The organism is Variovorax boronicumulans (assembly GCF_040544675.1).
Taxonomy (GTDB): Bacteria; Pseudomonadota; Gammaproteobacteria; order Burkholderiales; family Burkholderiaceae_C; genus Variovorax; species Variovorax boronicumulans_D.
Genome location: NZ_JBEPKK010000020.1, coordinates 39,034 through 62,941, shown reverse-complemented (window position 1 = coordinate 62,941; position 23,908 = coordinate 39,034). Strand labels below are relative to the sequence as shown.

Sequence of the window (23,908 nt, the reverse complement as noted above, 5' to 3'; positions counted from 1 at the left end):
CGTGGTTCCGGGGAATGTTATTTGTCTAAAACAAATGTGTTTGCAGTGTGCGTCTGGAATTTGTCTATGGCAAATCAATTCGCATAGAAAGAATTAAGTGTTTTCCCTAGGCCAACCGCGCCGAGCGGTTTGCATATGGCAAATCTCTTTGTCCCGCGCGAACTAGACTCGCGACAACTTGAAAGGCGATATGCGAGACAGCCACCCCGGAGAAGCCGTGAAGGAAGACAAGGCGCAGCGGGCCGTCCAGGCGATCGAGGTGGGAGGGCGATTGCTGCTTGCCTTGGCCGACAGCCCGACGCCCTTGACGCTCAGAGACCTGTCGAGCCGATCCGGACTTTCCGCTTCACGCGCGCACCCGTATCTGGTGAGCTTCGGCAAGCTCGGATTGATCGAGCAGGAGTCCGAAACCGGTCGCTATGCGCTCGGGCCGGCCGCCTTGCGGTTGGGACTGACATGCCTGCACCAGCTCGACCCTGTCCGGGTCGCGTTGCCGATCGCCCAGCAGCTTGCGGCGTCGACCGGGCATGCGGTTGCTGTGGCTATCTGGGGCAACTTCGGGCCGACGATCATTCGAATGATCGAGGCGCGCGAACCGCTGCACGTGTCCATGCGCGCTGGAACCGTGATGTCGATACTCGGCACAGCCACCGGCCGCGCCTTTGCAGCCGTGCTGCCCGCCGAGCGCATCGAGAAGGCCATGGCGGTCGCGCTCGGAGACTCGGAAGACCGGAAGGCGCCGCTGCTGAAGCCGAAGGCCAGCGAACTCCTGGAGGCTGTGGCGGAGTTTCGCGACCATGGCGTCACACGTGCCGAAGGAAAGCCGATTCCCGGCATCAACGCTTTCAGCGCCCCTGCGCTCGATCACGACGGCGAACCCGTTGTCGTGATTACGGCGCTTGGCCATCAGGACAGCTTTTCGTCGGATTGGAACTCCAGCGCCGCGACAGCCGTTCGCAATGCGGCAGCAGAAGCATCCAGCCGTCTTGGATGGCGAAATGCCTGAACCGTAAGGCCGCATGGGTGCGTCGCTGCCGCCTCATGCCGTGTGGTCGAAGACGCCCTGAAGACGGGCGAAGCGGGACGGCTGCGTCCGGGCCAGGCGGATCGCGTAAAGCCAGCCCCATCCCGCTGCGGCAGCCAAGACCCAGGGCAGCGCGTAGATGGCGGACGATTCGGATCCGCTCAGGACGTTGAGGTTCTTGACCACCATGGTCAGCGCCGCGCACATGCCCACTGCGGCGATGACCGGGGCGATCAGCCGGCTCCAGACCGATGCATCCGCGCGAGGGTTGCGCCTGAAGAAGGCCGCCACCGCCACCGACACGGTCGCTTGCAGCAGCAGGATGCCCATGGTCGCCAGCGCCGAGCACCAGGAGAAGACCACGGCCATCGGGTCTTGCCGCAGCAGCGCCACGATGGCGACGATGCACACCATCCCGAAGGCCTGCGCGATGCTGGCCACGTAGGGGGTGCGGTAGGTCGGGTGCACCTTGGAAAACGACTTCATGAGAAAGCCGTCGCGGCTGATCGCAAACATGTAGCGCGACATCGTGTTGTGAAACGCCTGGGCGGCAGCAAAAAGGCTGGTGATCAGCAGCACCGACATCAACAGCAAGGCCTTGGGTCCCAGGGCCTGCGAGGCGATGTTGAACACGAAGTTACCGGGGTCCTTGGCCGCTGCGGCCGCCACACCGTCCGCGCCATGGAACTGCACGAAACACCAACTGGTGAGGCCGAAGAACAATGTGATCAGCGTCACCGAAACGAAGGTGGCCCGCGGAATCGTTCGCTTGGGATCGCGACACTCTTCCGAGTAGATCGCCGTGGCCTCGAAGCCGATGAAGGAGCTGATGGCGAACACCATGGCAATGCCGACCGCCCCGCTCAACGCTACCGAGGGCTCGAAGGAGCTCCACGTCCATGCATTGCCGGCGCTTGCGTGATGCATCAGAACGCCCGCATCGACCGCGAGGATGATGCCCACCTCCGCCAGCATCAGCAGGCCGAGCACCATGCCGCCGAGCTCCACTTTCAGGATCCCCAGCAGCAGCACGAGGAACTGCATCGCGATGCTGCAGGCCCACCAGGGAATGCTCACACCGAAGTTGTCGGCGAGGAACATCTGCAAGAAGAAGCCGAACATGGCGATCACCGAGATCTGGATGGCGGTGTAGGTCAGCAGGGCGACGTTGAGCCCCGCCATGCCCAGCCGGGGGCCCAAACCAACCGCCACATACGAATAGAAAGCGCCTGCGTTGACCACATGGCGGCTCATGGCGACGAAGCCGAACGAGAAGATCCACAGCAGCAGGCCCGCAAGAACATAGACGCCGGGCAGGCCCGCGCCGTTGCCGGACATGAAGGCGATGGGCATGGCGCCGATCACGCCCGTGATCGGCGACGCGGCTGCCACGACGAAGAACACGACGGACCACAGGCCCAGCGTATCTTTCTTGAGTTGTGTTGGGGTCATGCAATGTCCTTCGAGATGAGAGCGGAGCGCCTCAGAACACCTTGGTGGCCGACAGGTAGAAGCGGCGTTTGCCAACGTCCTTGGTGTCGGACGAATCGCGGTTGGACGGCGTGTCGTTGAAGAACGCTGTGTTGCTGTTCCATGCAACGCCCAGTGATACCGACAGCCCTTCGGGGAAGTTGCGGGTCACGCCGATGCGGTAGTCCTGAAAGTTGGGATTGCGCGACCCGTTGGCGGTGGGCGTCACGAGCTTGGCGGTCACGTTCTGATGGCCCGCATGCAGGTTCAGTACGTAGTTGTCGGACACCGGAATATCGGCGCTCAGGTCGATGTAGCTGGAGCCCCGCGTGCCGCCGGTGTAGCCCGTCTTCTCGTTGAATCCGAGCAGGTCCGTGAGCGTGCGCGAGTACTTGAGGCTGACCCATTTGTAGGCGACGAACAGGTTGGCCTCCGCGAAGTCGTAGCGCTGGGAGGGCAGGCTTGTGTATCGAACCTTGTTGTAGTTTCCGCTGGGGTAGTAAACCCACAGCAGCCCGGTGCCGACGGTCCAGTCGTCGCTCAGGGCCTTCTTGTAGCCCACCGAAAGATCGATCTCCGTGCTGGCCCCGGCATAGACCTTGGAACTCACGTTGGATGCCCAGATGCTGGCGCTGAAGCCCATGTCCGTGTTCAGGTCGATGCTGCCTTGCGCGGCGGGCTTGCTCCAGGTCTGCGTCATGCCCTTGAACAAGTAGTCCGAGGCCAAGGTCGCGGTACCCGAGATGCGAAATGGCGGTGCAGCGGGTGCTTCCTCTGCGGCCATGGCAGACGTGCTCAATGCAGCAAGTGCGGTCATGGCGGTGATCGTGGCTTTCATGGGAGCTCTCCGGAGTGGTGAGGCACGGCTGCGGTCCGCCTGGGAAGCTGGTCGTGCCAGTGACGTGGAAGGTTCGCAGTATCCGAACAGACCCACGGAGGGCGTTATCGAGATTCGGCACATCTGGACCCGCGGACAGCGCTTCACATCAACTGTGCCGAATCTCGATAACGCCAGGATGCAAGTGCGCCGGACACTGCAGTCACCCTGGTGCAGCGCGGGCGGCTCGCGTCACTGCTGCCTGAACACACCCCTGAAGAGATCGGAGATGCACGGAGACGTGCATGGCATTCAAATGATTCACATGGAAGCCGCGACCTACTACACCGCGACGAAAAAGTACGAGCTCAGCTTCCCCAGCCTGGAGCAGGACATCGACGTCGATGTCGTGGTCATCGGCGGTGGCTTCAGCGGTGTCAACACCGCGCTGGAGCTCGCCGAAAAAGGCATCCGGAACGTTGCCGTCCTGGAAGCCAAATACCTCGGATTCGGCGGTACGGGCCGCAATGGCGGCCAGATCATGGCTGGCATCGGACACGACCTGAGCAAGATCCGCAAGGACGTGGGTGAGGATGGTCTGCGCGCCATCTTCGAGATCAGCGACCTCGGCGCGGAGATCATCCAGGCCCGCGTGGACCGCTACGACATTGACGCCGACTTTTGCCGCGGCTACGGCTACCTGGGCTACAACGGACGCCAGGCCGCCACGCTGCGCCAATGGGAGCGCGAGTTCAGGTCGCTCAACCCGCCGCACGAGATTCGTTACCTGGAAGGTTCCGAGGTGCGCGAGATCATCGGCTCGGAGGTCTACAGCAGCGCCCTGCTGCACATGGGGGGCGGCCATGTCCACTCGCTGAACCTGCTGCTGGGAGAGGCGCAGGCACTGGTCGGACATGGCGCTCGCATCTTCGAGTTCTCCCCCGCGGTCGAGGTGACCTATGGCGAGACGATCAAGGTGCGCACCCCCAAGGGTTCGGTCACCGCACGCAAACTGCTCTGGGCCTGCGACAGCTTTCTCAACGGGCTGGAGCCCGAACTGCATCGCTCGACCATCAACACCCATGCCTTCCAGTGCGTGACGGAGCCGCTGTCCGATGCGCTGATCGAACAGATCAGCCCGATCCGCGGCGCCTACAGCGACATCCGGCCGGTCATCGACTACTTTCGCGTCACACGCGAGAACAGGCTGCTGTTCGGTTCGGCCACGCCCTACATCGAGCACATCCCGAGCGACCTCAAGGCCTGGAACCGCGCGCTCATGCTCAAGGTGTTTCCCTACCTCCAGGACGTGAAGATCGACCTGGCCTGGGGCGGACCCATGGCCTGCAGTCCCAACCTGTTTCCGCAGATCGGATCACTGCCGGGTCATGGCAACGTGTACTTCGTGCAGGGCTACACCGGCTTCGGTGTGACGCCCAGCCACGTCATCTGCAAGATCCTGGCGGAGGGCATGACCGAGGGCTCGCCGCGCTACGACCTGATCAGCGCCATTCGCCGTTCCACGCTGATCGGAAAAGACCAGATCCGCCCGCTGATCGTCAGTGCCGGAAAGATCTGGCACCAGGCCTCCGGCTTCGCCAACGGGCGGCGCTGATTCCATTCCCGACCGTTCCCAAACTTCAAGGACCGACACCATGAGCCTGATCTCCATTGCCCCTCCCCGCTCCATCGACGAAATGCACGCCATCGGCCCCGTGACCCAGTTGGGGTCCGAGATCCTGTCGGGTGAATGCATGGCTTACGCCCAGAGTACGTTCGGCGGCCCGACGGACCCCGTCTCGGCCGGCTACTTTGCCGTGACGCCCGGGCGCTTTCGCATGACCTACCCGTTCAACGAACAGGCGGTGGTGGTGCAGGGCAGCGTGACGCTGACCGACGTGAAGACCGGCATCGCCGCCCACTACGGCGTGGGCGACAGCTGGTTCGTCACCAAGGGCACCGAGGTGCTTTGGGACGTGAGCGGCGGCGTGTTCATCAAGCACTTCTTCGCCGTCGTGGATTGACGCCAGAGGACATTCCGGACTTCGGGGACGGAAGCCCTTTCCGAGGCAGCGCAGACCAGAGGCGTCAGGCCAGCTTGCGGTACCGCGCGTACTGCACGGTGTCCGATGGCGACTCGCCGAACAGCCGCTTGTAGTCGACCGAAAACTGCGAGACATGCCAGAAACCCCAGTCGATGGCGATGTCGCCGATCATGCGGCCGACCGGCGCATTGAGGATGTCGCGCCGCACACCGTTGAGCCGCTGGGCTTTCAGGAACTGGGCGGGGCTTTCGCCCGTCACCTTGACAAAGTATTTCTGCAGGTTGCGCCGCGAGGTGTACGTGGCATCGCACAGGCTGTCGATGGAGACCATCTCGCCGCGCCGCTCGTGCATGTAGTCCATCGCACGGTGGACCACCTGGATGGCGCGGCCGCGGCTGGTCTCCAGCGGTTCGCCGCGTGCAACACGCAGGCAGTCGTCGGCCAGGTTCTGCATGTCGGCACAAAACAGGCGGCGCGCGCTTTCGCGGCTGAAACGCAGGGGCTGGGTCAGCAGTTGGCCCAGGGCCTGACGAATCTGCCGCCGCAGCAGCTGGGCCAGTTCGGGGTGGTGCACGAAATGGTGAAGCTCGCGGCGCTCCGCCGAGTCGGTGAACCGGGGGTGCGGCAGGCACAGCACCAGCAGGGTGCTCTCCTTGGGCGTGGACAGCAGCAGCTCGCCACCGCTGTCCAGAAGAATCACGTCGTCGATGGTGACGGGCTTTCCGAACCAGCGGGCTTCGCCGGAGAGCGATGCGAACACCCCCAGGCTGATGCATCCCTGGCGCATGGCGCCCATCTGAAAAACAGACTGGGCCAGCGTCTCCTGGTAGAGGTGGACGCCGTCGATCCACGCTTCGTTGAGACTGCCGTGGAAGCGCCCGCGCGAGAGCTGCTCGTAGGTCAGCCCCCAGCCGTCGAGCAGCCTCGTGTGGTCGGACGCCTCCTGGATGCCGGACGACTGCCGGATGCTGTACCGGGCCTCGGCGATGGCGCAGGGTGGAGCGGGGGTCATCGGGTGGTCGTCCAGGGAGTGGTCAGCGGCGGCGGCGAGGTGCTGCCTGGGCGCAGGTTTAGCAATGGGCGTGCCAGAAAGCCATCCGTGAAAGCACGGAGGATGGCTGCTCGAGGCGTGACCCGGTCGCTGAAATGCGAAGGCCGGGGCTCACCCTGGACACCTTCACTTCCTGATGCTGATCACCCGCTGGGTCGAGACCGACTTGAGGCCATCCACGCCGAACTCCACGCCCCAGCCGGAACGCTTGGTGCCACCAAAGGGCACCATGGGGTGAACTGCACCGTGCTGGTTCACCCAGACGGTGCCAGCTTGAAGCTGGCTGGCGACCTGCCGGGTCTGGACCGGGTCCTGTCCCCAGACGGAGGCTCCCAGTCCCAGATCGAGACGGTTCGCACTGGCGATTGCCTCTTCCACCTTGTCGTAGCGGATGATGGGCAGCACGGGCCCGAACTGTTCCTCGTCCACGATGGCATCGCCGTCGCGCACACCTGTGATGAGGGTAAGGGGAAAAAAGTAGCCCGGACCTGGGAGCGGCTCGCCACCGCAGACGACGCGGCCACGGCCTTGCTGGACGGTGTCGCGCACCAGCCGCGTGACCTTGTCGAACTGCATGCGGTTCTGGATCGGTCCCATGACCGTACCTTCGGCCAGCGGGTCGCCAACCGGCATGGCTCGCACCAGGTCGCTCAACTCGGAGACCACTGCATCGTGGATGCTGTCATGCACATACAGGCGTTTGATGCAGGCGCAGGTCTGCCCCATGTTGATGAAGGCGCCCCAGAAGAGCCCCATGGCGATGGCCTGAGGGTCGGCGTCCGGCAGCACTACCGCAGCGTCGTTGCCACCGAGTTCCAGCGTCGTGGGCACAATCCGCTGCGCTGCGATGGCGGCGATACGGGACCCCGTGGCCGTGGATCCGGTGAACAGGATCTTGCCGATGCGCGGATCCTGAACCAGCGCGGCCCCCACGTCGCCGGCACCGGTGACCACATTCAGCACGCCCGGGGGCAGGACCTGCGCCAGGATGCGAACCATTTCCAGCGTGGCGATGGAGGTGTACTCCGACGGCTTGAGCACCACGGCATTGCCCATGCGCAGCGCGGGAACGATCTGCCAGATGGCGATCATCAAGGGCCAGTTCCACGGGGCGATGGCCGCGATCACGCCGTAAGGCTCGCGCATCACTTCGTCGCGGCGCGTCTGATCCTCGAATACCACCTCGTGTGGCACGGACAGCGAGGCGTTGACTTCGCACCAGGCCTGGCAGGCCGAAAGCTCGAAGCGAGCGCCGGGCACGGTCTCTGGGCCGAGTCCGCCCAGAGGCTTGCCTTGCTCACGCGCGACCCAAGCGGCCAGTTGCTCGGCGTTGTCGCGCAATGTGGCCGCGAGCAGGCGGATGGTCTCAGCGCGCTCCTGGTCGCTCCGAGCGGCCCAGCCGGGTTGGGCTTGCTGCGCCACGCGCACGGCCTCTGCCACGTCGGCCGGGCTCGCCTTGGCCACCTCGCCCAGGAGCTCTCCGGTGGAAGGGTTGATGACGGCAAAGCATTCGCGGGCATCACCGACGGCACGCCCGCCGATCAGAAAATTGAATTGCGGGGTCATGTGGATTTCCTAGCATGCATGGGTTCAATGCTAGGCAGATGCCTCGCGCCGCGAATCGCGAAACCTCGCGAAAGGGAAAACCCTGTGCAGATGAACCATGACCGATAGCAGCACATCGATTCTGGATGCCCAACGCCAATTGCGCCGGCGCTTGCTCGATCGCCCGCCGGCTTTGCACGCAAACGTCGATGAGCGAGACCTCGCCGCACACTTGCTGCTGTATCTGGACGACCGCCAAGCATGCTGGCATATCGCATTGGAATGGCTGCGCCGGAAGATGGGCGCGGACCGTGTGGACGGCGGGGAGTGCCAGCCTTCGGCGCTGCTGTACCAAGCCAGTGCGGAATCACTGCGCCAGGATCGGGATGTGCCGTCGATGCTGGGCACGCCGCTTGCGGTCGCGTGGCCCGGTATCCGGACAGCGCTGTCCAGCAAAGGACCCGTGTGGATCCCATCGGTGGAGCAGTCGGTCGCGCTGGGCGAGCGACTGCGCAGCATCGTTCGCAGCAAGGGAACGTGCAGCAAGCTCGCCATGCCCCTGGTGAGTGAGCGCGGCACTTTCGGGCTGGTATGCGCGGATTGGCTGGGCTTGCCGCACGCCATCGGCAGCGAGCACATTGCGTTGTTCCAGGCGACGGTGGAGCGGGTCATCGTCCCGGTGCTGTCGGCTGCCTTGGACCTGCAGGAGCATCGCGAGCTGCAGATATCGCAGACGCAACTGCAGCCTGCCGGCGAAGTGCTGACCCCGGCCGAGTGGCGCGTGGCCCAGCTGGTGACCTTGGGACTGAGCTACAAGGAGATGGCGCGTCGGCTGGGGCGATCCCAGTCCACTGTCGACCACCAATTGCGCAGTATCCGTGCGAAGCTGAACGTGTCTTCGACCGCGAAGCTGGCAAGCATGCTGGCCGTGCCGGGAGGAAGATCAACACTGCGAGGCCTTGAGGAAAGCAACTGAATTCTTGTTGCAAACCCTATCGGTTCTTCTCAGGGAGTGGTCTGTGCGAAGGGCGTTCAAGGCAGGGGGCCTGGGTTGAGGTAGAGCGGGATCGATACCGCAGGCCGCGCATCCCGCCTCGCGCGCAAGGACAATAGCGCCGCATGAACGCCACGACGCCCGCCCCTGCCCCCAGGCCCCGCCCCGTCCGCACCGCCGCCACGCTGGTCGTGCTGCGCGACGGCAGCGAGGGCCTTGAAGCGCTGATGCTGCGCCGCGCCGAGAAAGCCGACGACCAGAACAGCGGTGCCAGCGTCTTCCCTGGCGGCGTGGTGGATGCGCACGACCGTCGCCTGCATGCGCTGTGCGTGGGCCTGGACGATGCCGCGGCGAGCGCGCGCATCGCGGTGTCCGAAGGCGGCCTGGACTTCTACGCGGCCGCCATCCGCGAGTGCTTCGAGGAGGCGGGCCTGCTCTTTGCGAACGACGCCCAGGACCACCCCGTGCGGCTCGTCGATCTTCCCCCCGCCGACCTCGCCGCCATGCGCGATGCCGCCGAACAGGGCACCGACGCGCTGCTCACCCTGTGCGAGGCGCGCGGCTGGCGCCTGGCCGGCGACCGCGTCGTCTACTTCGGCCACTGGCTCACCCCGCCGGGCATGCCGCGCCGCTTCGACACGCGCTTCTTCGTCGCGCTGATGCCAGCGGGACAAGAGGTGCACCCCGACGGGCGCGAGACCGTCGCGCACATGTGGCTCCGGCCGGCGGATGCGCTGGACCCGGCCCGCGGCCTCAAGCTGATGAACGTCACGCGGCGCGTGCTGCAGCAGTTGGACGTGTTCGCGCGTGCCGACGAATTCATGGCGCATGCGCGGCAGCTGCGCGAGATTCCGCTGAACATGCCCCGACTGGCCGACGGCCCCGACGGCCGCCGCGCGGTGAACATCGAAGAGCCGGCGTACGACGAGATCGGCCACCTGGACCCCGAAGGTCGAGGCGATGCCCGCTACGCGCTCGAAGCGGGCGGGGTCACGCGGCTGTCCGGCAGGGTGCTGCGCCTGGTGAGCGCGGCCCCGGAAGAAGCGGGCTCGAACAGCTACCTTGTCGGCGGCACCGAAGGCTGGGTGTTGATCGGCCCCCGGCCGCTGGACGACGCCCTTCGCGCCGCCGCGCCAGGCCCGGTGCGCTGGACCGTCTCCACGCAACCGGGCACGCAACCAACCATGCCTCCGGAATGGCCCGCCGGTACGCTGGACCTCGGCGGCGCCACCCTCAAGGCAGTGACCGGCGACGACGGCACGCCGTGCTTCCTGCTGGTCGAAGAGCGCATGCTCTTCACGGAAAGCGGCACAGCAACGATCGCCGGCGCCGATCACCCCATCGAATGGATCGCTCCGTCACAAGGCTTCATCCAGCGCCCGCCCGCAAGGTAGCGTGCGGATGCAGCGGATGCGCCAGCGTATCGGCGATGAGCCGCAGCGCCTGATCGCACTGCTCCCGCGACATCGGCCCGCCCAGGCAGATGCGCACCGCATCGGGCGGATCGCCATCGGTCGAAAACGCAGCGCTCGCCACCACGCCCACGTTCTGCGTGCGCAGGTACGACGCAAACTCGACCGGGCTCCATCCCGGCGGCAGCGGCAGCCAGGCGTGAAAGCCCTCGGGATGCGCCTGCAGCCCGCTGTCACCGAGGTAGCGCGTGGCCAGCAGTTGCCGCGCCGCCGACTCCGCGCGCACCGCCTGCAGCATCGCCTCGGTGGTTCCGTCTTCCACCCACAGCGTCGTGAGCGCATTGGTGATCGGCGAGGCCATCACGGTGGTGGCGCGCATCGCGCCGGCCAGGCGCTGCGACTGCACCACTGTCGGTGAGCACACATACGCGCTGCGCAGCCCCGCGCCGAAGCATTTGGAGAACCCGCTCACGTAGTAGGTCAGCGCGGGCGCGAGCGTCGCGATGGTGGCCGGCGTCTGGCGCGGCAGCATGCCGTAGGCGTCGTCCTCGATGATCGGAATGGCATAGCGCAGCGCCACGTCGGCGAGCGCCTCGCGCCGTGCGCGCGACACGGTGCCGGCGGTCGGGTTCAGCAGCGTGGGGTTGCAGTACAGCGCCTTGGGCTTGAGCGTCTTGCAGGCGTGCTCGAAGGCATCGGCGATGGGGCCGTCGTCGTCCAGCTGCAGCGCATGCAGCTGCACCCCCAGCTGCGCCGCGATGGCCTTCACACCCGGGTAGGTGAGCGACTCCACGCAGATCAGCTCGCCCGGCCGCGCGAGCTGCGAGAACAGCGCCGTGAGCACGCCGTGGATGCCGGGGCACACCAGGATGCGGTCCACGCTGGCGTGCAGCACGAAGGGGCGCAGCCACTGCATCGCCACCTCGCGGTCGTGCGCGGTGCCGCCGAAATCCTGATAGCGCAGCAGGTCGTGAAAGTCGATCTCGGCAAAGGCCCGGCTCGCGCTCTCGTGCAGCCGCGCCATCAGGTGTTCGTCGTCGGGTTCGGGCGGCATGTTCATGGTCATCTCGGCGCCGCTGCCGCCGCGCAGGCGAAGACTGGGGCTGCCCGAGCGGATGAAGGTGCCGGTGCCCGCGCGCGAGTCGATCAGCCCGCGTTTGCGCGCCTCGGCATAGCCGCGCGCCACCGTCGTGTAGTTGAGCTCCAGGTCGGCCGCGAGCTCGCGCAGCGTGGGCAGCCGGTCGCGCACGCCCAGGCGGCCGGTCTTGATGTCGTCGGCGATCAGTTCGGCCAGCAGCAGGTAGGCGGGCCGGTCGCTGTTTCGAAGTTGCCTGCGCCAGTGGGCGGTGATGGTGGTCATCGTGTGGAGTTGATTGCATCCATTGATTGCATCGGGCCACCGATCAACATGCATGAATCACGCCCGCTCCAGAGGGGCCTGGTGCTTCGATCAGGTGCGATCAACCCCATTGATCGGGTGCATTGATCGCATGGCGCGTGCGTCGTCGCGGTGCAAAAACCATTCGCCGGACCACCCGTGCGCCCGCCTTTTCGGCCATCCGAAAAATTTTTATCCGCACGCGGCCCGCGCTGCTGCGCATTGATCGCGCGTTGATCGCACGCACCCGGCCGAACGCTGGCACATCGCCTGCGAAGGAGAAGGCACGCAAGACCTGCGTGTCCAACCACCCAACCGGAACCCCCCATGCCCAAAGTCACCCGCCCCCGCAACGAGAAAGGCGAGTTCCTCGTCGACTACGAAGAGAAGGTGTTCGAAGACGTCAAGGCCGATCCCGGCGAGAAGGCGCTCGTCACCTTCCACACCGTGGCCTTCGAAGGCTCCATCGGCTTCGTGAACCTGCTGCAGGCCACTCGCCTGCGCCGCAAAGGCTACGAAACCTCGGTGCTGCTCTACGGCCCCGGCGTGACGCTGGGCGTGCAGCGGGGCTTTCCCACGCTGGGCGACGAGGCCTTTCCGGGCCACCAGAACTTCAACAAGCAGATCACCAAGTTCATGGAAGAAGGCGGCAAGGTCTACGCCTGCCGCTTCGCCTTGCAGGCGCTGTACGGCCACGGCGAAGGCGCGCTGATCGAAGGCATCACGCCGATCAACCCGCTGGACGTGCTGGACCTGGTGCTGCTGCACAAGAAGGCAGGCGCAGTGATCCTGGACACCTGGACCCTGTAAGGCAGGACCCGAGCGATGGCTTCCACACCCCGCATCGTGCGTGCCGCGGCGATCCAGATCGCGCCCGACTTCGAGCGCCCCGACGGCACGCTCGACCGGGTGTGCAGCGCCATCGACGAGGCCGCTTCCAAGGGCGCGCAGATCGCGGTATTCCCCGAGACCTTCGTGCCCTACTACCCCTACTTCAGCTTCGTGCTGCCGCCGGTGCTGCAGGGCGCGCCGCACCTGCAGCTGGTGGAGCGCGCAGTCGTCGTGCCCGGCCCCGTCACGCAGGCGGTGGCCGAGCGGGCCCGCGCGCGCGGCATGGTGGTGGTGCTCGGCGTGAACGAGCGCGACCACGGCAGCCTCTACAACACGCAGCTGGTGTTCGATGCCGACGGCACGCTCGCGCTCAAGCGCCGCAAGATCACGCCCACTTATCACGAGCGCATGGTCTGGGGCATGGGCGACGGCGCGGGCCTGAAGGTGGTGGACACCGCCGTCGGCCGCGTCGGCGCCCTCGCCTGCTGGGAGCACTACAACCCGCTCGCGCGCTATGCACTGATGGCGCAGCACGAAGAGATCCACTGCGCGCAGTTCCCCGGCTCGCTGGTCGGGCCGATCTTCGCGGAGCAGATGGAAGTGACCATCCGCCACCACGCGCTCGAATCGGGCTGCTTCGTGGTCAACGCCACGGGCTGGCTCACCGACGAGCAGATCCGCTCGGTCACGCCCGACGCGCAACTGCAGAAGGCGCTGCGCGGCGGCTGCCACACCGCCATCGTCTCACCCGAAGGCAAGCACCTCGCGCCGCCGCTCACCGAGGGCGAAGGCATGGTGATTGCCGACCTGGACATGGCGCTGATCGCCAAGCGCAAGCGAATGATGGATTCGGTCGGCCACTACGCGCGGCCCGAGCTGCTGTCGCTCGCCATCAACGACCGGCCGGCGCAGACGACCGTGCCGATGCACCTCACGCAACCCCAATCCCTTGCCCCACGGAGCCCCGACCATGACCACCACGACGACGCAGCAGCAGCAAGACAGCCGGCAGCTGATGACCGAGCTCCAGTCCTTCGGGTTGCGGCTGGTTGATCCTTCGGCGGGCGTCGCCAGCCGCCGCGGCGGCGCGGGGCCGTCGGACCACAAGGCGGTGACGGTGGACGGCCACACGATCATGGTGCCGGTCCACACCTCCACCGCCTGGCATTCGCCCTTCACCGCCGAGGCGCCCGATGCGCATGGCATGAGCCGCGTGATGCGCGGCAGCATCCCCATCGCGCGCATCAGCTTTCCGAAGCAGCCGCGCTTCTACGCGATGCAGACCTTCGACGGCGTGCCCTACTCGCACATTGCCACGCTGCACGGCAGCGACGTGCTCGCCACCACAGTGCTGCAGACCTGCATCCGCTACGAGAGCCGCAGGAAGAGCTGCAAGTTCTGCGCGATCGGCCAGTCGCTCGCGGCCGGCCGCACCATCGCGCGCAAGACGCCCGAGCAACTCGCCGAAGTGGCGCGCGCCGCTGTGCTGCTCGATGGCGTGAAGCACATGGTCATGACCACCGGTACGCCCAATGCCACCGACCGCGGCGCTGCCGTCCTCTGCGAGAGCGCGTTCGCGATCAAGGCGGCGGTCGACATCCCGATCCAGGGCCAGTGCGAGCCGCCCGACGACGACCAATGGTTCCACCGCATGAAGGCCGCGGGCATCGACACGCTGGGCATGCACCTCGAAGTGGTTACGCCCGAGGTGCGCGAACGCATCATGCCGGGCAAGGCGAGCGTGCCGGTCTCGCGCTACATGAGCGCCTTCGAAGCCGCGGTGGGCGTGTTCGGGCGCGGACAGGTCAGCACCTACATCCTGGCCGGCCTCGGCGACACGCGCGAGGCGATTCTCGACATCTGCGACCAGTTGCTCGCGCGCGGCGTGTACCCCTTCGTCGTGCCCTTCGTGCCGATCAGCGGCACGCCGCTCGAAGACCATCCCGCGCCCTCGCCCGAGTTCATGAAGTCGCTGCTCGCGCCGCTGGGCGAGCGCGTGGTGGCTGCGGGCCTGCGCTCGGCCGACATCAAGGCCGGCTGCGGCAAGTGCGGCGCCTGCTCGTCGCTCTCCATCTACGAAAAAGAAAGCGAGAGCTGACCATGCTGTGCATCGACGACCTGAGCGAGCTGGGCACCCACTACGCGCCCGTCGAATACCTGGTGCGCGAGGCCGCACAGCAGTGGGAGCGCGACGAGGCAATGGCGCTGCGCCGCGCGGTGTTCTGCATCGAGCAGGGCATCTTCGCGCGCGACGACCGCGATGCGACCGACGACCGCTCGCAACTGCTGGTGGCCATGTCGTGCAACGGCGGCATGCCCGAGCAGGTGGTGGGCACGGTGCGCATCCATCGCGGTGAGGCCGCAGGCGAATGGTGGGGATCGCGCCTTGCGGTGCATCCCGCGTTCCGCAGCCAGGGCCACCTGGGTGTGACGCTGATCCGGCTGGCCGTGTCGCGCGCCAATGCGCTCGGCTGCACCGCCTTCTTCGCGCAGGTGCAGATGCAGAACCTGCCGCTGTTCCGCAAGCTGGGCTGGCAACTGCTCGAAGAAACCACCGTGCACGGCCGGTCGCATGCGCGCATGCAGGCCGACCTGGCCTGGTACCCGCCCTGCAACGACCCGGTGAGCGGATTCGTCACGCGCGCCAAGGTGCTGTGATGACGACCGACGTCCACGAAATCGCCGAAGCCCTGCGCGCCACGCGCGGGTTCGCCCACAAGCGCGACATCAGCGATGTGGTCTCGGCCCTCGGCCGTTCGCTGCCCGGCGGCCATGCCGCGCTCGCGCAGGCCGTCCCCATCGGCGACGACTGCGCCGCGATTCCCGACGGCCACGGCGGGTACCTGCTGTTCGCCATCGAGGGGCTGGTCGAAGACTTCATCGTGCGCATGCCCTGGTTCGCGGGCTACTGCGGTGTGATGGTGAATGTGAGCGACATCTACGCCATGGGCGGGCGGCCGACGGCCGTGGTCGATGCGCTCTGGAGTACCGGCATGAACCCGGCGGACGACGTGCTGCGCGGGCTCGCAGAGGCGGCCGTGCGCTATGGCGTACCCATCGTCGGCGGGCACAGCAACAACCGCAGCGAACGTCCGCAGCTCGCGGTCGCCATCCTCGGCCATGCGCGCAAGCTGCTCACCAGCTTCGATGCGAAGCCCGGCGACCTGCTGGTGATGGCGGCCGACCTTCGCGGCGCCTACCAGGAGCCCTTTCCGTACTGGAACGCCTCGACCACCGCACCCGCCGCGCGCCTGCGCGCAGACCTCGAAGTGCTGCCCTCGCTGGCCGAAGATGGCGTGTGCCGCGCGGGCAAGGACATCAGCATGGCCGGCGCCGTGGGCACGGCCATGATGCTGCTGGAGTGCTCGGGCGTGGGCGCGCGCATCGACCTGGACGCACTGCCCAGGCCCGAAGGCGTGCCGCTGCTGCGCTGGCTCTCGTCCTTTCCGAGCTACGGCTTCGTGCTGAGCGTGCCGCCTTCGCAGGTCGCGTCGGTCCTGGGTCGCTTCGCCGCGCGCGACATCGCCTGCGCGGTCGTCGGCGAGGTCGATGCGACGCGACAGGTGCGGCTGCAGGCGGGCGGCGACGAAGCCCTTCTGTGGGACTTCGGCAGCGACGCATTCATCCAGCCACCGCAGGAGGCGCTCGCATGCCCGTGATGCACTTCCACGTGCGCTGGCCCGACGCCAGCGAAACGCGCTGCTATTCGCCCTCGTCCGTAGTGCGGGACTTCCTCGCGCCCGGCGAACGCTATGCGCTCCAAGACTTCCTTCAGCGCGCCCGTGGCGCATTGGGCGCCGCCTCCGAGCGCGTGCGCGCCAAGTACGGCTTCGCGTGTTCGCAGGCGATGGACCAGCTCGCGGAGATCGAGCACATCGCCGCCGGTTTCGCAGACAAGGCCGACGCGGAAGTCACCGTGCTCGCCCTCGACTGAACACCTCGCTTCACACCTTCATCCTGAGAAAGCACCCCATGTCCTATCCCTACGGCGGACGCAGCCACTACAGCGTCGTCATCGTCGGCGGCGGCCAGGCCGGCCTCTCGCTGAGCCACTGCCTGCAGCAGCGCGGCATCGACCACCTCGTGATCGAGAAGCGCAGCCTCGTGCACACCTGGCGCACGCAGCGCTGGGATTCGTTCTGCCTGGTCACGCCCAACTGGCAGTGCCAGCTGCCGGGCTGGGGCTACATCGGCAGCGATCCGCACGGCTTCATGGTCAAGGACCAGATCAACGACTGGCTCGCGGGCTTCGTCGCGCATGTGAAGGCCCCGGCCATCGAAGGCGTCACCGTCGAGCGGGTGTCGCGCGTGCAGGGCACGGGCGAACGCGACCGCTTCATGGTGCAGACCGACACCGGCCTCTACACCGCCGATCAGGTGGTGGTCGCCTCGGGCGGCTACCACCGCCCCATCGTGCCGCGCCTGGCCGAGAAGCTTCCGGCCACGGTCGCGCAGTACCACTCCGCGCAGTACCGCAACCCTGCGCAACTGCCCGAGGGCGCGGTGCTGGTCGTGGGCTGCGGCCAGTCGGGCGCGCAGATCGCCGAAGACCTGCACCTGGCGGGCCGCAAGGTGCACCTGGCCACCGGCAACGCGCCGCGCTGCGCGCGCTTCTACCGCGGCCGCGAAGTGGTGGACTGGCTCGCCGACATGAAGTACTACGACATGCCCGTCACTGAGCATCCGCTGCGCGAAGGCGTGCGCGACAACACCAACCACTACGTGACCGGCCGCGACGGCGGGCGCGACATCGACCTGCGCCGCTTCGCCAAAGAAGGCATGGCGCTCTACGGCCTGCTCAGCGGTTTCGACGACGGCAGCTTCGAGCTGCAGCCCAACCTGCGCGAGCACCTGGACAGCGCCGACGACACCTACAACCGCATCAACGCATCCATCGACAAGTTCATCGCCGCGCAGGGCATCGAGGCGCCGCCGCCCTCGGTCTACACGCCGGTGTGGGAGCCGGCCGAAGAACGCACGCGCCTGGACCTTGCAGCCGCCGGCATCACCAGCGTGATCTGGTGCATCGGCTTCTCGCCCGACTTCGCATGGGTCGACGCGCCGGTCTTCAACGGCCGCGGCGCGCCGGTGCACAGGCGCGGCGTGACCAACGAGCCGGGCCTGTATTTCCTCGGCCTGCCGTGGCTGCACACCTGGGGCTCGGGACGCTTCTCGGGCGTGGCACGCGACGCGGAGTTTCTTGCCGAAGCGATCGGGCAGAAGAAGTCTGGGCTGCGCGAAGGCGCCATGGAGGCACCGCCGCCTCTCGCGCTGCGTGCTGCTTGAGTGGCCTCGCTGTTCAGTTCGGGGCGACGCTCACGCCGACGGGGTACCTTGCTCCGCGAATGTCCTCCGGCCTGCGGCCTCCCCCTTGATTTCGCTGCGCAAGGCACCCCATCAGCGTGAGCGTTGTAAGCCGCAGTGGTTGATCGCACGATCACCAGCAGCGTGCCCAAGTGCACAGGGCATCGGGTGCTCCCCGCAGCGAAATAAAGGAGGAGCCGAAGGCGGGGGACATTCGCGGAGGGGAGTACCCGATGTCCTGTGCACCCGCCCTGAATCGAATCGAAGCTACACGACACGGCCCACAGACCGCGGGCAACCCTCAGGCTTGCTGCGCCTCGGTCAACGCCTGCGCCGCGACAACCGCCTCGGTGCGGTTGCGCACATTCAAGGCACGAAAGATCGCAGCCAGGTGGATCTTCACGGTGCCCTCGCTGATGCCCAGGCTGCGGCCGATCAGCTTGTTGGGCTTGCCCTGCGACAGCAGCTGCAGCACCTCGACCTGCCGCTCGGTGAGCACGCTGCGCAGGTGCTCCAGCGTCTGGTTGCCACCGCCGCCGCCCCGCGTGGGCGCATCGGCCGCACCCGCCTGCACCGGCACCCCGGCCACGATGCCCGGCGGCAGCGCCGTGATCATCATCGGCGGCACATACACCCCGCCGGCCAGCACCAGGCGCACCGCCGAGAGCATGACTTCCGGTGAGTAAGCTTTTGGAATGAAACCCAGCACGCCGCGCTCCAGCGCGCTGCGCATGATGGCCGGGTCTTCGTAGCCCGACAGCACGATCACCGGCAGGGCCGGATGGCGGCGCCGGATCTCGTCGATGTGGGCCTGGCCGTCCGCGCCGGGCATGTTCAGGTCGATCAGTGCCAGGTCGAGGTCGTCGTTCGCACCTGCAAGCAATTCGTCGACGCTCATCGCCAGCACGAATTCGATGCCGGGCTCCAGCTCCGACAACTTGGCTTTGACCGCTTCGATGACGAGCCGGTGGTCGTCGGCGATCAGAATTTTCATGGCGTGTCTGTGGTCCAGCATGCGTTGAGTCAACGGTGTCCGAAGATACCGGCGATTGCCCCGCACAGCAAGGCTGACAGCCCCTACCAACGGCATAGACCCCAAGCGATATGGCGCGCTTCGCAAGCCCTTTGGAAGAATGGCCGCCTACTCGAAGGAACCGGGGACATGGGCATGTGCCATCGCTGCAGACGCCGGTGCAACGCATCCTTCGCCATGCACGACTGAGCGGGCACAGCACTTTTCATGGCCCGCCTGTTCGACTGTTTTTCCGCATTCATCTCGTTCGGCCTCTCCCTGGATGCCTCGCTTGCGGCCGGCCGTCCCGCGCTGCCCCACGACGCCGCGCAGCAGCAGGCGCGGCAGTTGCTCGATGCGGCCCGCGCCAGGGCCGATGCCTCAGGAACACCCGCGGTACAGGTCGAATCCGCCGCCTTCGCGATGGTCGCCTGGATCGACGAAATCCTGGCCCGCCACCCCGGCGCGGCCGACGGCGCCGCGCCGCTGCAGGCGCAGCTCTTCAACTCCAACAACGCGCACAGCGAGTTCTTTCATCACCTCTCGGCGCTGACCCCTCAGGACGACGAGGTGCGCGAGGTCTACTGGCATGCGCTGGCGCACGGCTTCAAGGGCCAGTACTACTTCGAGGACGGCGACCACGGCGAGCTGGGCAAGCTCAAGGACCTGCACGGGCGGCAACTGCGGCTGCAACCGCTGGTGCTCGGCAGCCTCGCGCAGGAGCACATCACGCCCCAGCCCTACGGCGTGGCCGATCCGCGCGGCCCCAACGACACCCGCCGCCGCGACCGCGCGCTGCTGCGCGCAAGCGCCTCGCTCGCGCTGCTGCTGCCCCTGCTCTACCTGCTGTGGCTGTGGACCGCGGGGCCGCCGACGGCCCGGACCGCGGTGACCCAGCGCATCGACCAGCACCTGCAGAGCTTTGCCTGCGCCGACCTCACGGTCCTCGTCGACAAGGAAGGGCGAACGCAGGTCACGGGCTTCGTCTCGCTGCCCGGCGACCTGCCCCGCGTGGAGCGCGAGGTGTCGGCCCTGCCCGGCGTGGTGTCGCCGCGCTTCGACATCGGCCTGCGCGTCTGGCCGCACTGCGAGGTGTTCGCCATCCTCAAGCCCTACCAGGCGCGCAACCAGGAGAAGAAGCACGGGCTGGATGTGAACGCACCCTCGGCGCGCAACCGCCAGCTGCGCGAGGGCGACAACGTGCGCGTGCAGGTGGTGGCACCGCGTCACGACAGCTACATCTGGGTCGACTACTACACCGTCGACGGCTCGGTGATGCACCTCAATGCGGGACAGGCGCCGCTGCGGCTGCAGGCCGGCCAAACGCTGGAACTGGGCCGCGACATTCCCTCCAGCTGGCTGGTGAGCCCGCCGTTCGGCAGCGTGCTGATCACCGTGCTGTCGGCGCCGGTGCCGTTCACCGAAACCTCCGACCGGCCGCCCTTCGAGCTGGCCTCCGCCTATCTGCTGCGGCTGCGAGAGGTGCTGGCGGCCAGCAAGAACAGCGAACGGCTGATCGCCGATTTCGTGTTCCTGGAAACCGTCGCGCGCTGAACGCCGGCCGCGCCCGCTTCGCCAGACCGCCATGACCACCCTGCTGTCGCCCCTTTATTTTTTCTGGACGCTGGTGGCGCTGTGCCTGGTCGGCTTCGTGCTGCTGTATGCCTCGGTGCGCGATGCCGGGCGCGGCGCGCGGCGGCGCGGGCTGCTGCGGCGCATCGAGGCGCTGGCCGCGCCGGTCGACGAAGCGACCGTCGATGCGCTGCGGACCTCGATGGCGCAGGCGCGCCAGGCGCTGCGGCACGCGCCGCCACCGCCGGCCCGCGCATCGCATGCCTCTCACGGATCGCATGCTCCGGCCGCACCCACGCCCTGGTTCCTGTTCCTCGGCGATGCGGCGGCCGGCCTGCCCGGCCTCTTCGCGACAGCGCATGCCGAACGCCCGCCCCCAGCCGGCGACGAAGCCCTGGGCCAGACCTGCTGGCGCTGGTGGCTCACCGACGCGGCGATGGGCATCGAGATCCACCCCGACGCGGTCGCCGAACCGGCCGACACCTCCACCTCCTTGCACGCGCGCGGCCTCTGGCTGCAGGCGCTGCTCGCACTGGCCGACCGGCGCGACCGGCTGCCGCTGAACGGCCTGGTGGTGTGCTTCGCGGCGAACACCCTGCTGCGCGCGGATGCGGCCGACGCCCCGGCCACGGCGGCGCGGATGCGCCGGCTGATCGACGAGGCCGGCGACACCTTGCGGCTGCAGTTGCCCGTCTATCTGGTGGTCACCGGGCTGCAGAAGCTGCCGGGCTACGCGACCGTGCGCGGCGCACTGCCGCCCGAGGTGCTGGCGCAAGTGCTGGGGCACCGATTGACCGACCCGTCGGCCAGCTCGCCGGCGGGCGAGCGGCTGGACGCGGTGTTCGAGCCCCTCGCGCTGCAGCTGCATGCGCTGCGCATGGGGCTGCTGCGCGAACTTCCGGGAGCGGCGGGGCAGCTGGCGATCCATTCTTTTGTGGAATCGGTGCAGGCGCTGCAACCCGCATTGCGCGAGGTGGCCGCGGCCCTGTTCGACAGCCATGGCAAGGGCTCGCGCGCGCCGCGCTGGCGCGGGCTCTACCTCACGGCCTCGTCGTCGGGGGCCACGGGCGGCGCCTTCGTGCACGACCTGTTCGGGCGCTTTTTACCGGCCGACCAGCCGCTGGCGCGGCCAGGGCGTGCGGTGTCATCGAACGCCGCGGCGGTTGCGGCAGGAACGGCGGGTGCGCCGTGAAGCGCACCGCCCTGCGCTTACTTGGACTCGATGCGGATCTGCCGCGCGCCGAAATTGATGGTGAGCGTCTGCGGCTTGCCCGTGGTCACAGGCACCACTTCGCGCCAGCGCGCGCGGTCCAGGTCGCGGAACGCAGCCATCACCGCGATGGACTTGGCATCGGCCGGCAGCGTGAGGTCGAGCTTCTTGGTTTCGCCGGGGCGCAGCAGCATTTCTTCGCGCTGCACCAGCTCGGCGCCGAGGGTGGCCTGGTCTTTCTCGAACAGCGAGAAGAAGTCGGCGCCTTCGAAAGGCCCCGGCGTCTTCAGCGCATAGACGCGCACCGTGAGCGGCGATGCACGGCCTCGCGCATCGGGGTTGGCATCGGCGCCGGCCACGAGCGTGATGCTCACCGGCGTGACCACGGGTTTGCTCGCGCAACCCGCAAGGCCCAGGCTCGCGAGCCCCGCCAGGGCAAGGCCCAGGGCCCCCACGCGGCGCCGCGATGCCGCGGCAAGGATGCCTTCATAGGACGAATGGTGTGTACCCAGCGTGCGCATGCTATTCCCTTCGTTGCATTGACCGGTCCTGACGCATCTTTGATTATCACCAGCGAACTCGAACAGGCAACATGCTGACTCACGAACTTGTAGAAGCACTGCTCACGCCGATAGGCGAGGCATCGCCGTGCGGGGACGACCTGGAGTACGACGCGGACTTCACCGCGCTCACCACCGCCGCACAGGGCAAACCCGAACAACAGTTCGGCGACACCGTCATTGCGGCGGTGGAACCCGACTGGCGCCAGGTCGCCGAGCAGTCCGATGCGCTCCTGCGCCGCAGCAAGGACGTGCGTTCCGCGGTGCTGCTGCTGCGCGCGTCCACGCGCCTGCAGGGCCTCAACGGCTTCGTCGCCGGCATGCGCTTGCTCACCGGCCTGCTCGACACCTTCTGGGACGGCATACATCCAAAGCTGGATGCCGACGACGACAACGACCCCACCATGCGCCTGAACGCGCTCGCGCCGCTGGGCGACGAGACCATGGTGCTGCGCGACCTGTACGACGCGCAGGTGGGCGTGGCACCCGGCGTGGGCGCGATCCGCGTGCGCGACATCGCGGTGGCCAACAACCTGCTGAACGCGGTGGGCGGCGACCCCACCTATTCGCCCGCGCAGATCCAGGGCGGGCTGGAGGCGCTGCACGCCGAACGGCCCGAACTGATCCAAGCCGCCATCGGCGTGCCGGCGCTGGTCGAGAAGCTGCAGGCCCTGCTGGTCGAGCGCACCGGCCGCTCCGATGTGATCGACCTGGCGCCGCTGCGCGCCATTGCACGCATGCTGCAGAAGGCCTGCAGCGCCGCCGTCGGCACGCCTGAAGAAGCCGATGCGCCCGAAGGCGCGGAGGGCGCCGAGGGCCAGGCCGCACAGGTGGCCGGCGGCACCGCGCGCTCCGCTGCCGCGCGCGGCGAGATCCAGACCCGGCAGGACGCCGTGCAGATGCTGGACCGCGTGATCCGCTTTCTCGAACAGACCGAGCCCGGCAACCCCGCGCCGCTTTTGATCGACCGCGCCAAGAAGCTCATCGGCGTGAGCTTTCTCGAAATCATGGCCAACCTCGCGCCCGGCGCGCTGGACACCATCGAGAACGTGACCGGCAAGCGCTCGTCCGAGTAATCGCAAGCGCACAAGCAAACGCACAAGCCCGCCCCATTTTTTCCTGTCGACCTTTACCGCCCCATTCATCCCCGCAAGGAGCATCGCCATGGCCAAGAGCAGTCAGAAATTCATCGCCCGCAACCGGGCGCCCCGCGTGCAGATCGAATACGACGTCGAACTCTACGGCGCCGAAAAGAAGATCCAGCTGCCCTTCGTGATGGGCGTGCTCGCCGACCTGTCGGGCAAGCCGGCCGATCCACTCGCGCCCGTGGCCGACCGCAAGTTCCTGGAGATCGACGTCGACAACTTCGACTCGCGCATGAAGGCGATGAAGCCGCGCGCCGCGTTCGCGGTGGAGAACTCGCTCACCGGCGAGGGCGAGCTCAAGGTCGAACTCACCTTCGAGAACATGGAAGATTTCTCGCCCGCCGCCGTCGCCAAGAAGGTGGGCGCGCTCAACAAGCTGCTCGAGGCGCGCACCCAGCTGTCCAACCTGGTGACCTACATGGACGGCAAGAACGGCGCCGAGGAACTGCTGGCCAAGGTGCTGGAAGACCCGGCGCTGCTGCAGTCGCTGGCCGCCACCGCCAAGCCCGACGACACGGCCAAGCCTGCCGCCTGACCC

23 protein-coding genes are annotated in these 23,908 nt (G+C 67.2%); 16 read left to right on the top strand and 7 right to left on the bottom strand.

Annotated elements, in window-relative coordinates; translation table 11 throughout:
• The first annotated feature begins 217 nt into the window (after positions 1-217).
• Entirely contained in the window at positions 218-1,006 is a 789-nt protein-coding gene (locus ABIC90_RS25290; RefSeq protein WP_354359120.1) for an IclR family transcriptional regulator, read from the top strand.
• Positions 1,007-1,039: 33 nt separating this feature from the next.
• Here the strand turns inward: ABIC90_RS25290 and ABIC90_RS25285 are convergent, their stop codons facing one another.
• The gene (locus ABIC90_RS25285; protein ID WP_354359118.1) at positions 1,040-2,476 is read right to left on the bottom strand and encodes an APC family permease; all 1,437 of its coding nucleotides are present in this window, start codon (positions 2,474-2,476) and stop codon (positions 1,040-1,042) included.
• A 31-nt stretch (positions 2,477-2,507) separates the two neighbouring features.
• The gene (locus ABIC90_RS25280) at positions 2,508-3,332 is read right to left on the bottom strand and encodes a TorF family putative porin (RefSeq protein ID WP_354359116.1); all 825 of its coding nucleotides are present in this window, start codon (positions 3,330-3,332) and stop codon (positions 2,508-2,510) included.
• A gap of 304 nt (positions 3,333-3,636) precedes the next feature.
• On the opposite strand from ABIC90_RS25280, the gene ABIC90_RS25275 reads away from it, so the two are divergent.
• Together ABIC90_RS25275 and ABIC90_RS25270 are read left to right on the top strand one after the other, a co-directional pair.
• Positions 3,637-4,926: an NAD(P)/FAD-dependent oxidoreductase gene (locus ABIC90_RS25275; RefSeq protein WP_354359114.1), complete on the top strand. Its 1,290-nt coding sequence runs from the start codon at positions 3,637-3,639 to the stop codon at positions 4,924-4,926.
• Positions 4,927-4,966: 40 nt separating this feature from the next.
• On the top strand, positions 4,967-5,335 hold the full coding sequence (locus tag ABIC90_RS25270) for a cupin domain-containing protein (protein ID WP_354359112.1): 369 nt from the start codon (positions 4,967-4,969) through the stop codon (positions 5,333-5,335).
• Between the two features lie 64 nt (positions 5,336-5,399).
• Here ABIC90_RS25270 and ABIC90_RS25265 read toward each other — a convergent pair whose 3' ends face one another.
• The gene (locus tag ABIC90_RS25265) at positions 5,400-6,368 is read right to left on the bottom strand and encodes a helix-turn-helix domain-containing protein (protein WP_354359110.1); all 969 of its coding nucleotides are present in this window, start codon (positions 6,366-6,368) and stop codon (positions 5,400-5,402) included.
• A gap of 165 nt (positions 6,369-6,533) precedes the next feature.
• Positions 6,534-7,973: an aldehyde dehydrogenase family protein gene (locus tag ABIC90_RS25260; RefSeq protein ID WP_354359108.1), complete on the bottom strand. Its 1,440-nt coding sequence runs from the start codon at positions 7,971-7,973 to the stop codon at positions 6,534-6,536.
• Between the two features lie 97 nt (positions 7,974-8,070).
• Between ABIC90_RS25260 and ABIC90_RS25255 the strand changes: the two genes are divergently transcribed.
• On the top strand, positions 8,071-8,928 hold the full coding sequence (locus ABIC90_RS25255; RefSeq protein WP_354359106.1) for a LuxR C-terminal-related transcriptional regulator: 858 nt from the start codon (positions 8,071-8,073) through the stop codon (positions 8,926-8,928).
• Between the two features lie 143 nt (positions 8,929-9,071).
• Positions 9,072-10,340: an NUDIX domain-containing protein gene (locus tag ABIC90_RS25250; protein ID WP_354359104.1), complete on the top strand. Its 1,269-nt coding sequence runs from the start codon at positions 9,072-9,074 to the stop codon at positions 10,338-10,340.
• Here ABIC90_RS25250 and ABIC90_RS25245 read toward each other — a convergent pair.
• Positions 10,315-11,718 (bottom strand): PLP-dependent aminotransferase family protein, encoded by a 1,404-nt coding sequence (locus ABIC90_RS25245; RefSeq protein WP_354359102.1) that lies wholly within the window; start codon positions 11,716-11,718, stop codon positions 10,315-10,317. The genes ABIC90_RS25250 and ABIC90_RS25245 overlap by 26 nt on opposite strands.
• Before the next feature lie 345 nt (positions 11,719-12,063).
• On the opposite strand from ABIC90_RS25245, the gene ABIC90_RS25240 reads away from it, so the two are divergent.
• From ABIC90_RS25240 to ABIC90_RS25210, 7 genes are read left to right on the top strand one after another with little or no spacing between them, the layout of a single operon-like run.
• Positions 12,064-12,546, top strand: a complete 483-nt coding sequence (locus tag ABIC90_RS25240; RefSeq protein ID WP_354359100.1) for an MSMEG_0572/Sll0783 family nitrogen starvation response protein — start codon at positions 12,064-12,066, stop codon at positions 12,544-12,546.
• Positions 12,547-12,561: 15 nt separating this feature from the next.
• The gene (locus ABIC90_RS25235; protein WP_354359098.1) at positions 12,562-13,620 is read left to right on the top strand and encodes a Nit6803 family nitrilase; all 1,059 of its coding nucleotides are present in this window, start codon (positions 12,562-12,564) and stop codon (positions 13,618-13,620) included.
• Positions 13,583-14,665: an MSMEG_0568 family radical SAM protein gene (locus ABIC90_RS25230; RefSeq protein ID WP_354359148.1), complete on the top strand. Its 1,083-nt coding sequence runs from the start codon at positions 13,583-13,585 to the stop codon at positions 14,663-14,665. Before ABIC90_RS25235 ends, ABIC90_RS25230 begins: the two co-directional genes overlap by 38 nt.
• 2 nt (positions 14,666-14,667) lie before the next feature.
• A complete protein-coding gene (locus ABIC90_RS25225; protein WP_354359096.1) occupies positions 14,668-15,225 on the top strand; it encodes an MSMEG_0567/Sll0786 family nitrogen starvation N-acetyltransferase in 558 nt (185 codons plus the stop codon).
• Positions 15,225-16,226 carry a sll0787 family AIR synthase-like protein gene (locus ABIC90_RS25220; protein WP_354359094.1) on the top strand — a complete coding sequence of 334 codons (1,002 nt, stop codon included), beginning with the start codon at positions 15,225-15,227 and terminating at the stop codon, positions 16,224-16,226. Before ABIC90_RS25225 ends, ABIC90_RS25220 begins: the two co-directional genes overlap by 1 nt.
• The gene (locus ABIC90_RS25215; protein ID WP_354359092.1) at positions 16,217-16,501 is read left to right on the top strand and encodes an MSMEG_0570 family nitrogen starvation response protein; all 285 of its coding nucleotides are present in this window, start codon (positions 16,217-16,219) and stop codon (positions 16,499-16,501) included. Before ABIC90_RS25220 ends, ABIC90_RS25215 begins: the two co-directional genes overlap by 10 nt.
• 38 nt (positions 16,502-16,539) lie before the next feature.
• A complete protein-coding gene (locus tag ABIC90_RS25210) occupies positions 16,540-17,853 on the top strand; it encodes an MSMEG_0569 family flavin-dependent oxidoreductase (RefSeq protein WP_354359090.1) in 1,314 nt (437 codons plus the stop codon).
• A 319-nt stretch (positions 17,854-18,172) separates the two neighbouring features.
• Here ABIC90_RS25210 and ABIC90_RS25205 read toward each other — a convergent pair whose 3' ends face one another.
• Positions 18,173-18,865: a response regulator transcription factor gene (locus ABIC90_RS25205; RefSeq protein WP_354359088.1), complete on the bottom strand. Its 693-nt coding sequence runs from the start codon at positions 18,863-18,865 to the stop codon at positions 18,173-18,175.
• Positions 18,866-19,111: 246 nt separating this feature from the next.
• Between ABIC90_RS25205 and ABIC90_RS25200 the strand changes: the two genes are divergently transcribed.
• Both ABIC90_RS25200 and ABIC90_RS25195 read left to right on the top strand, forming a co-directional pair.
• A complete protein-coding gene (locus tag ABIC90_RS25200) occupies positions 19,112-20,437 on the top strand; it encodes a DotU family type IV/VI secretion system protein (protein ID WP_354359087.1) in 1,326 nt (441 codons plus the stop codon).
• Positions 20,438-20,468: 31 nt separating this feature from the next.
• Positions 20,469-21,647 (top strand): type VI secretion system protein, encoded by a 1,179-nt coding sequence (locus ABIC90_RS25195; protein ID WP_354359086.1) that lies wholly within the window; start codon positions 20,469-20,471, stop codon positions 21,645-21,647.
• Between the two features lie 17 nt (positions 21,648-21,664).
• Here ABIC90_RS25195 and tssJ read toward each other — a convergent pair whose 3' ends face one another.
• Positions 21,665-22,186 (bottom strand): type VI secretion system lipoprotein TssJ, encoded by a 522-nt coding sequence (gene tssJ / locus ABIC90_RS25190; RefSeq protein WP_354359084.1) that lies wholly within the window; start codon positions 22,184-22,186, stop codon positions 21,665-21,667.
• Positions 22,187-22,257: 71 nt separating this feature from the next.
• On the opposite strand from tssJ, the gene tssA reads away from it, so the two are divergent.
• On the top strand, positions 22,258-23,301 hold the full coding sequence (tssA, locus tag ABIC90_RS25185) for a type VI secretion system protein TssA (protein WP_354359082.1): 1,044 nt from the start codon (positions 22,258-22,260) through the stop codon (positions 23,299-23,301).
• An 88-nt stretch (positions 23,302-23,389) separates the two neighbouring features.
• Entirely contained in the window at positions 23,390-23,905 is a 516-nt protein-coding gene (tssB, locus tag ABIC90_RS25180) for a type VI secretion system contractile sheath small subunit (RefSeq protein ID WP_354359080.1), read from the top strand.
• The last annotated feature ends 3 nt before the right edge of the window (positions 23,906-23,908 follow it).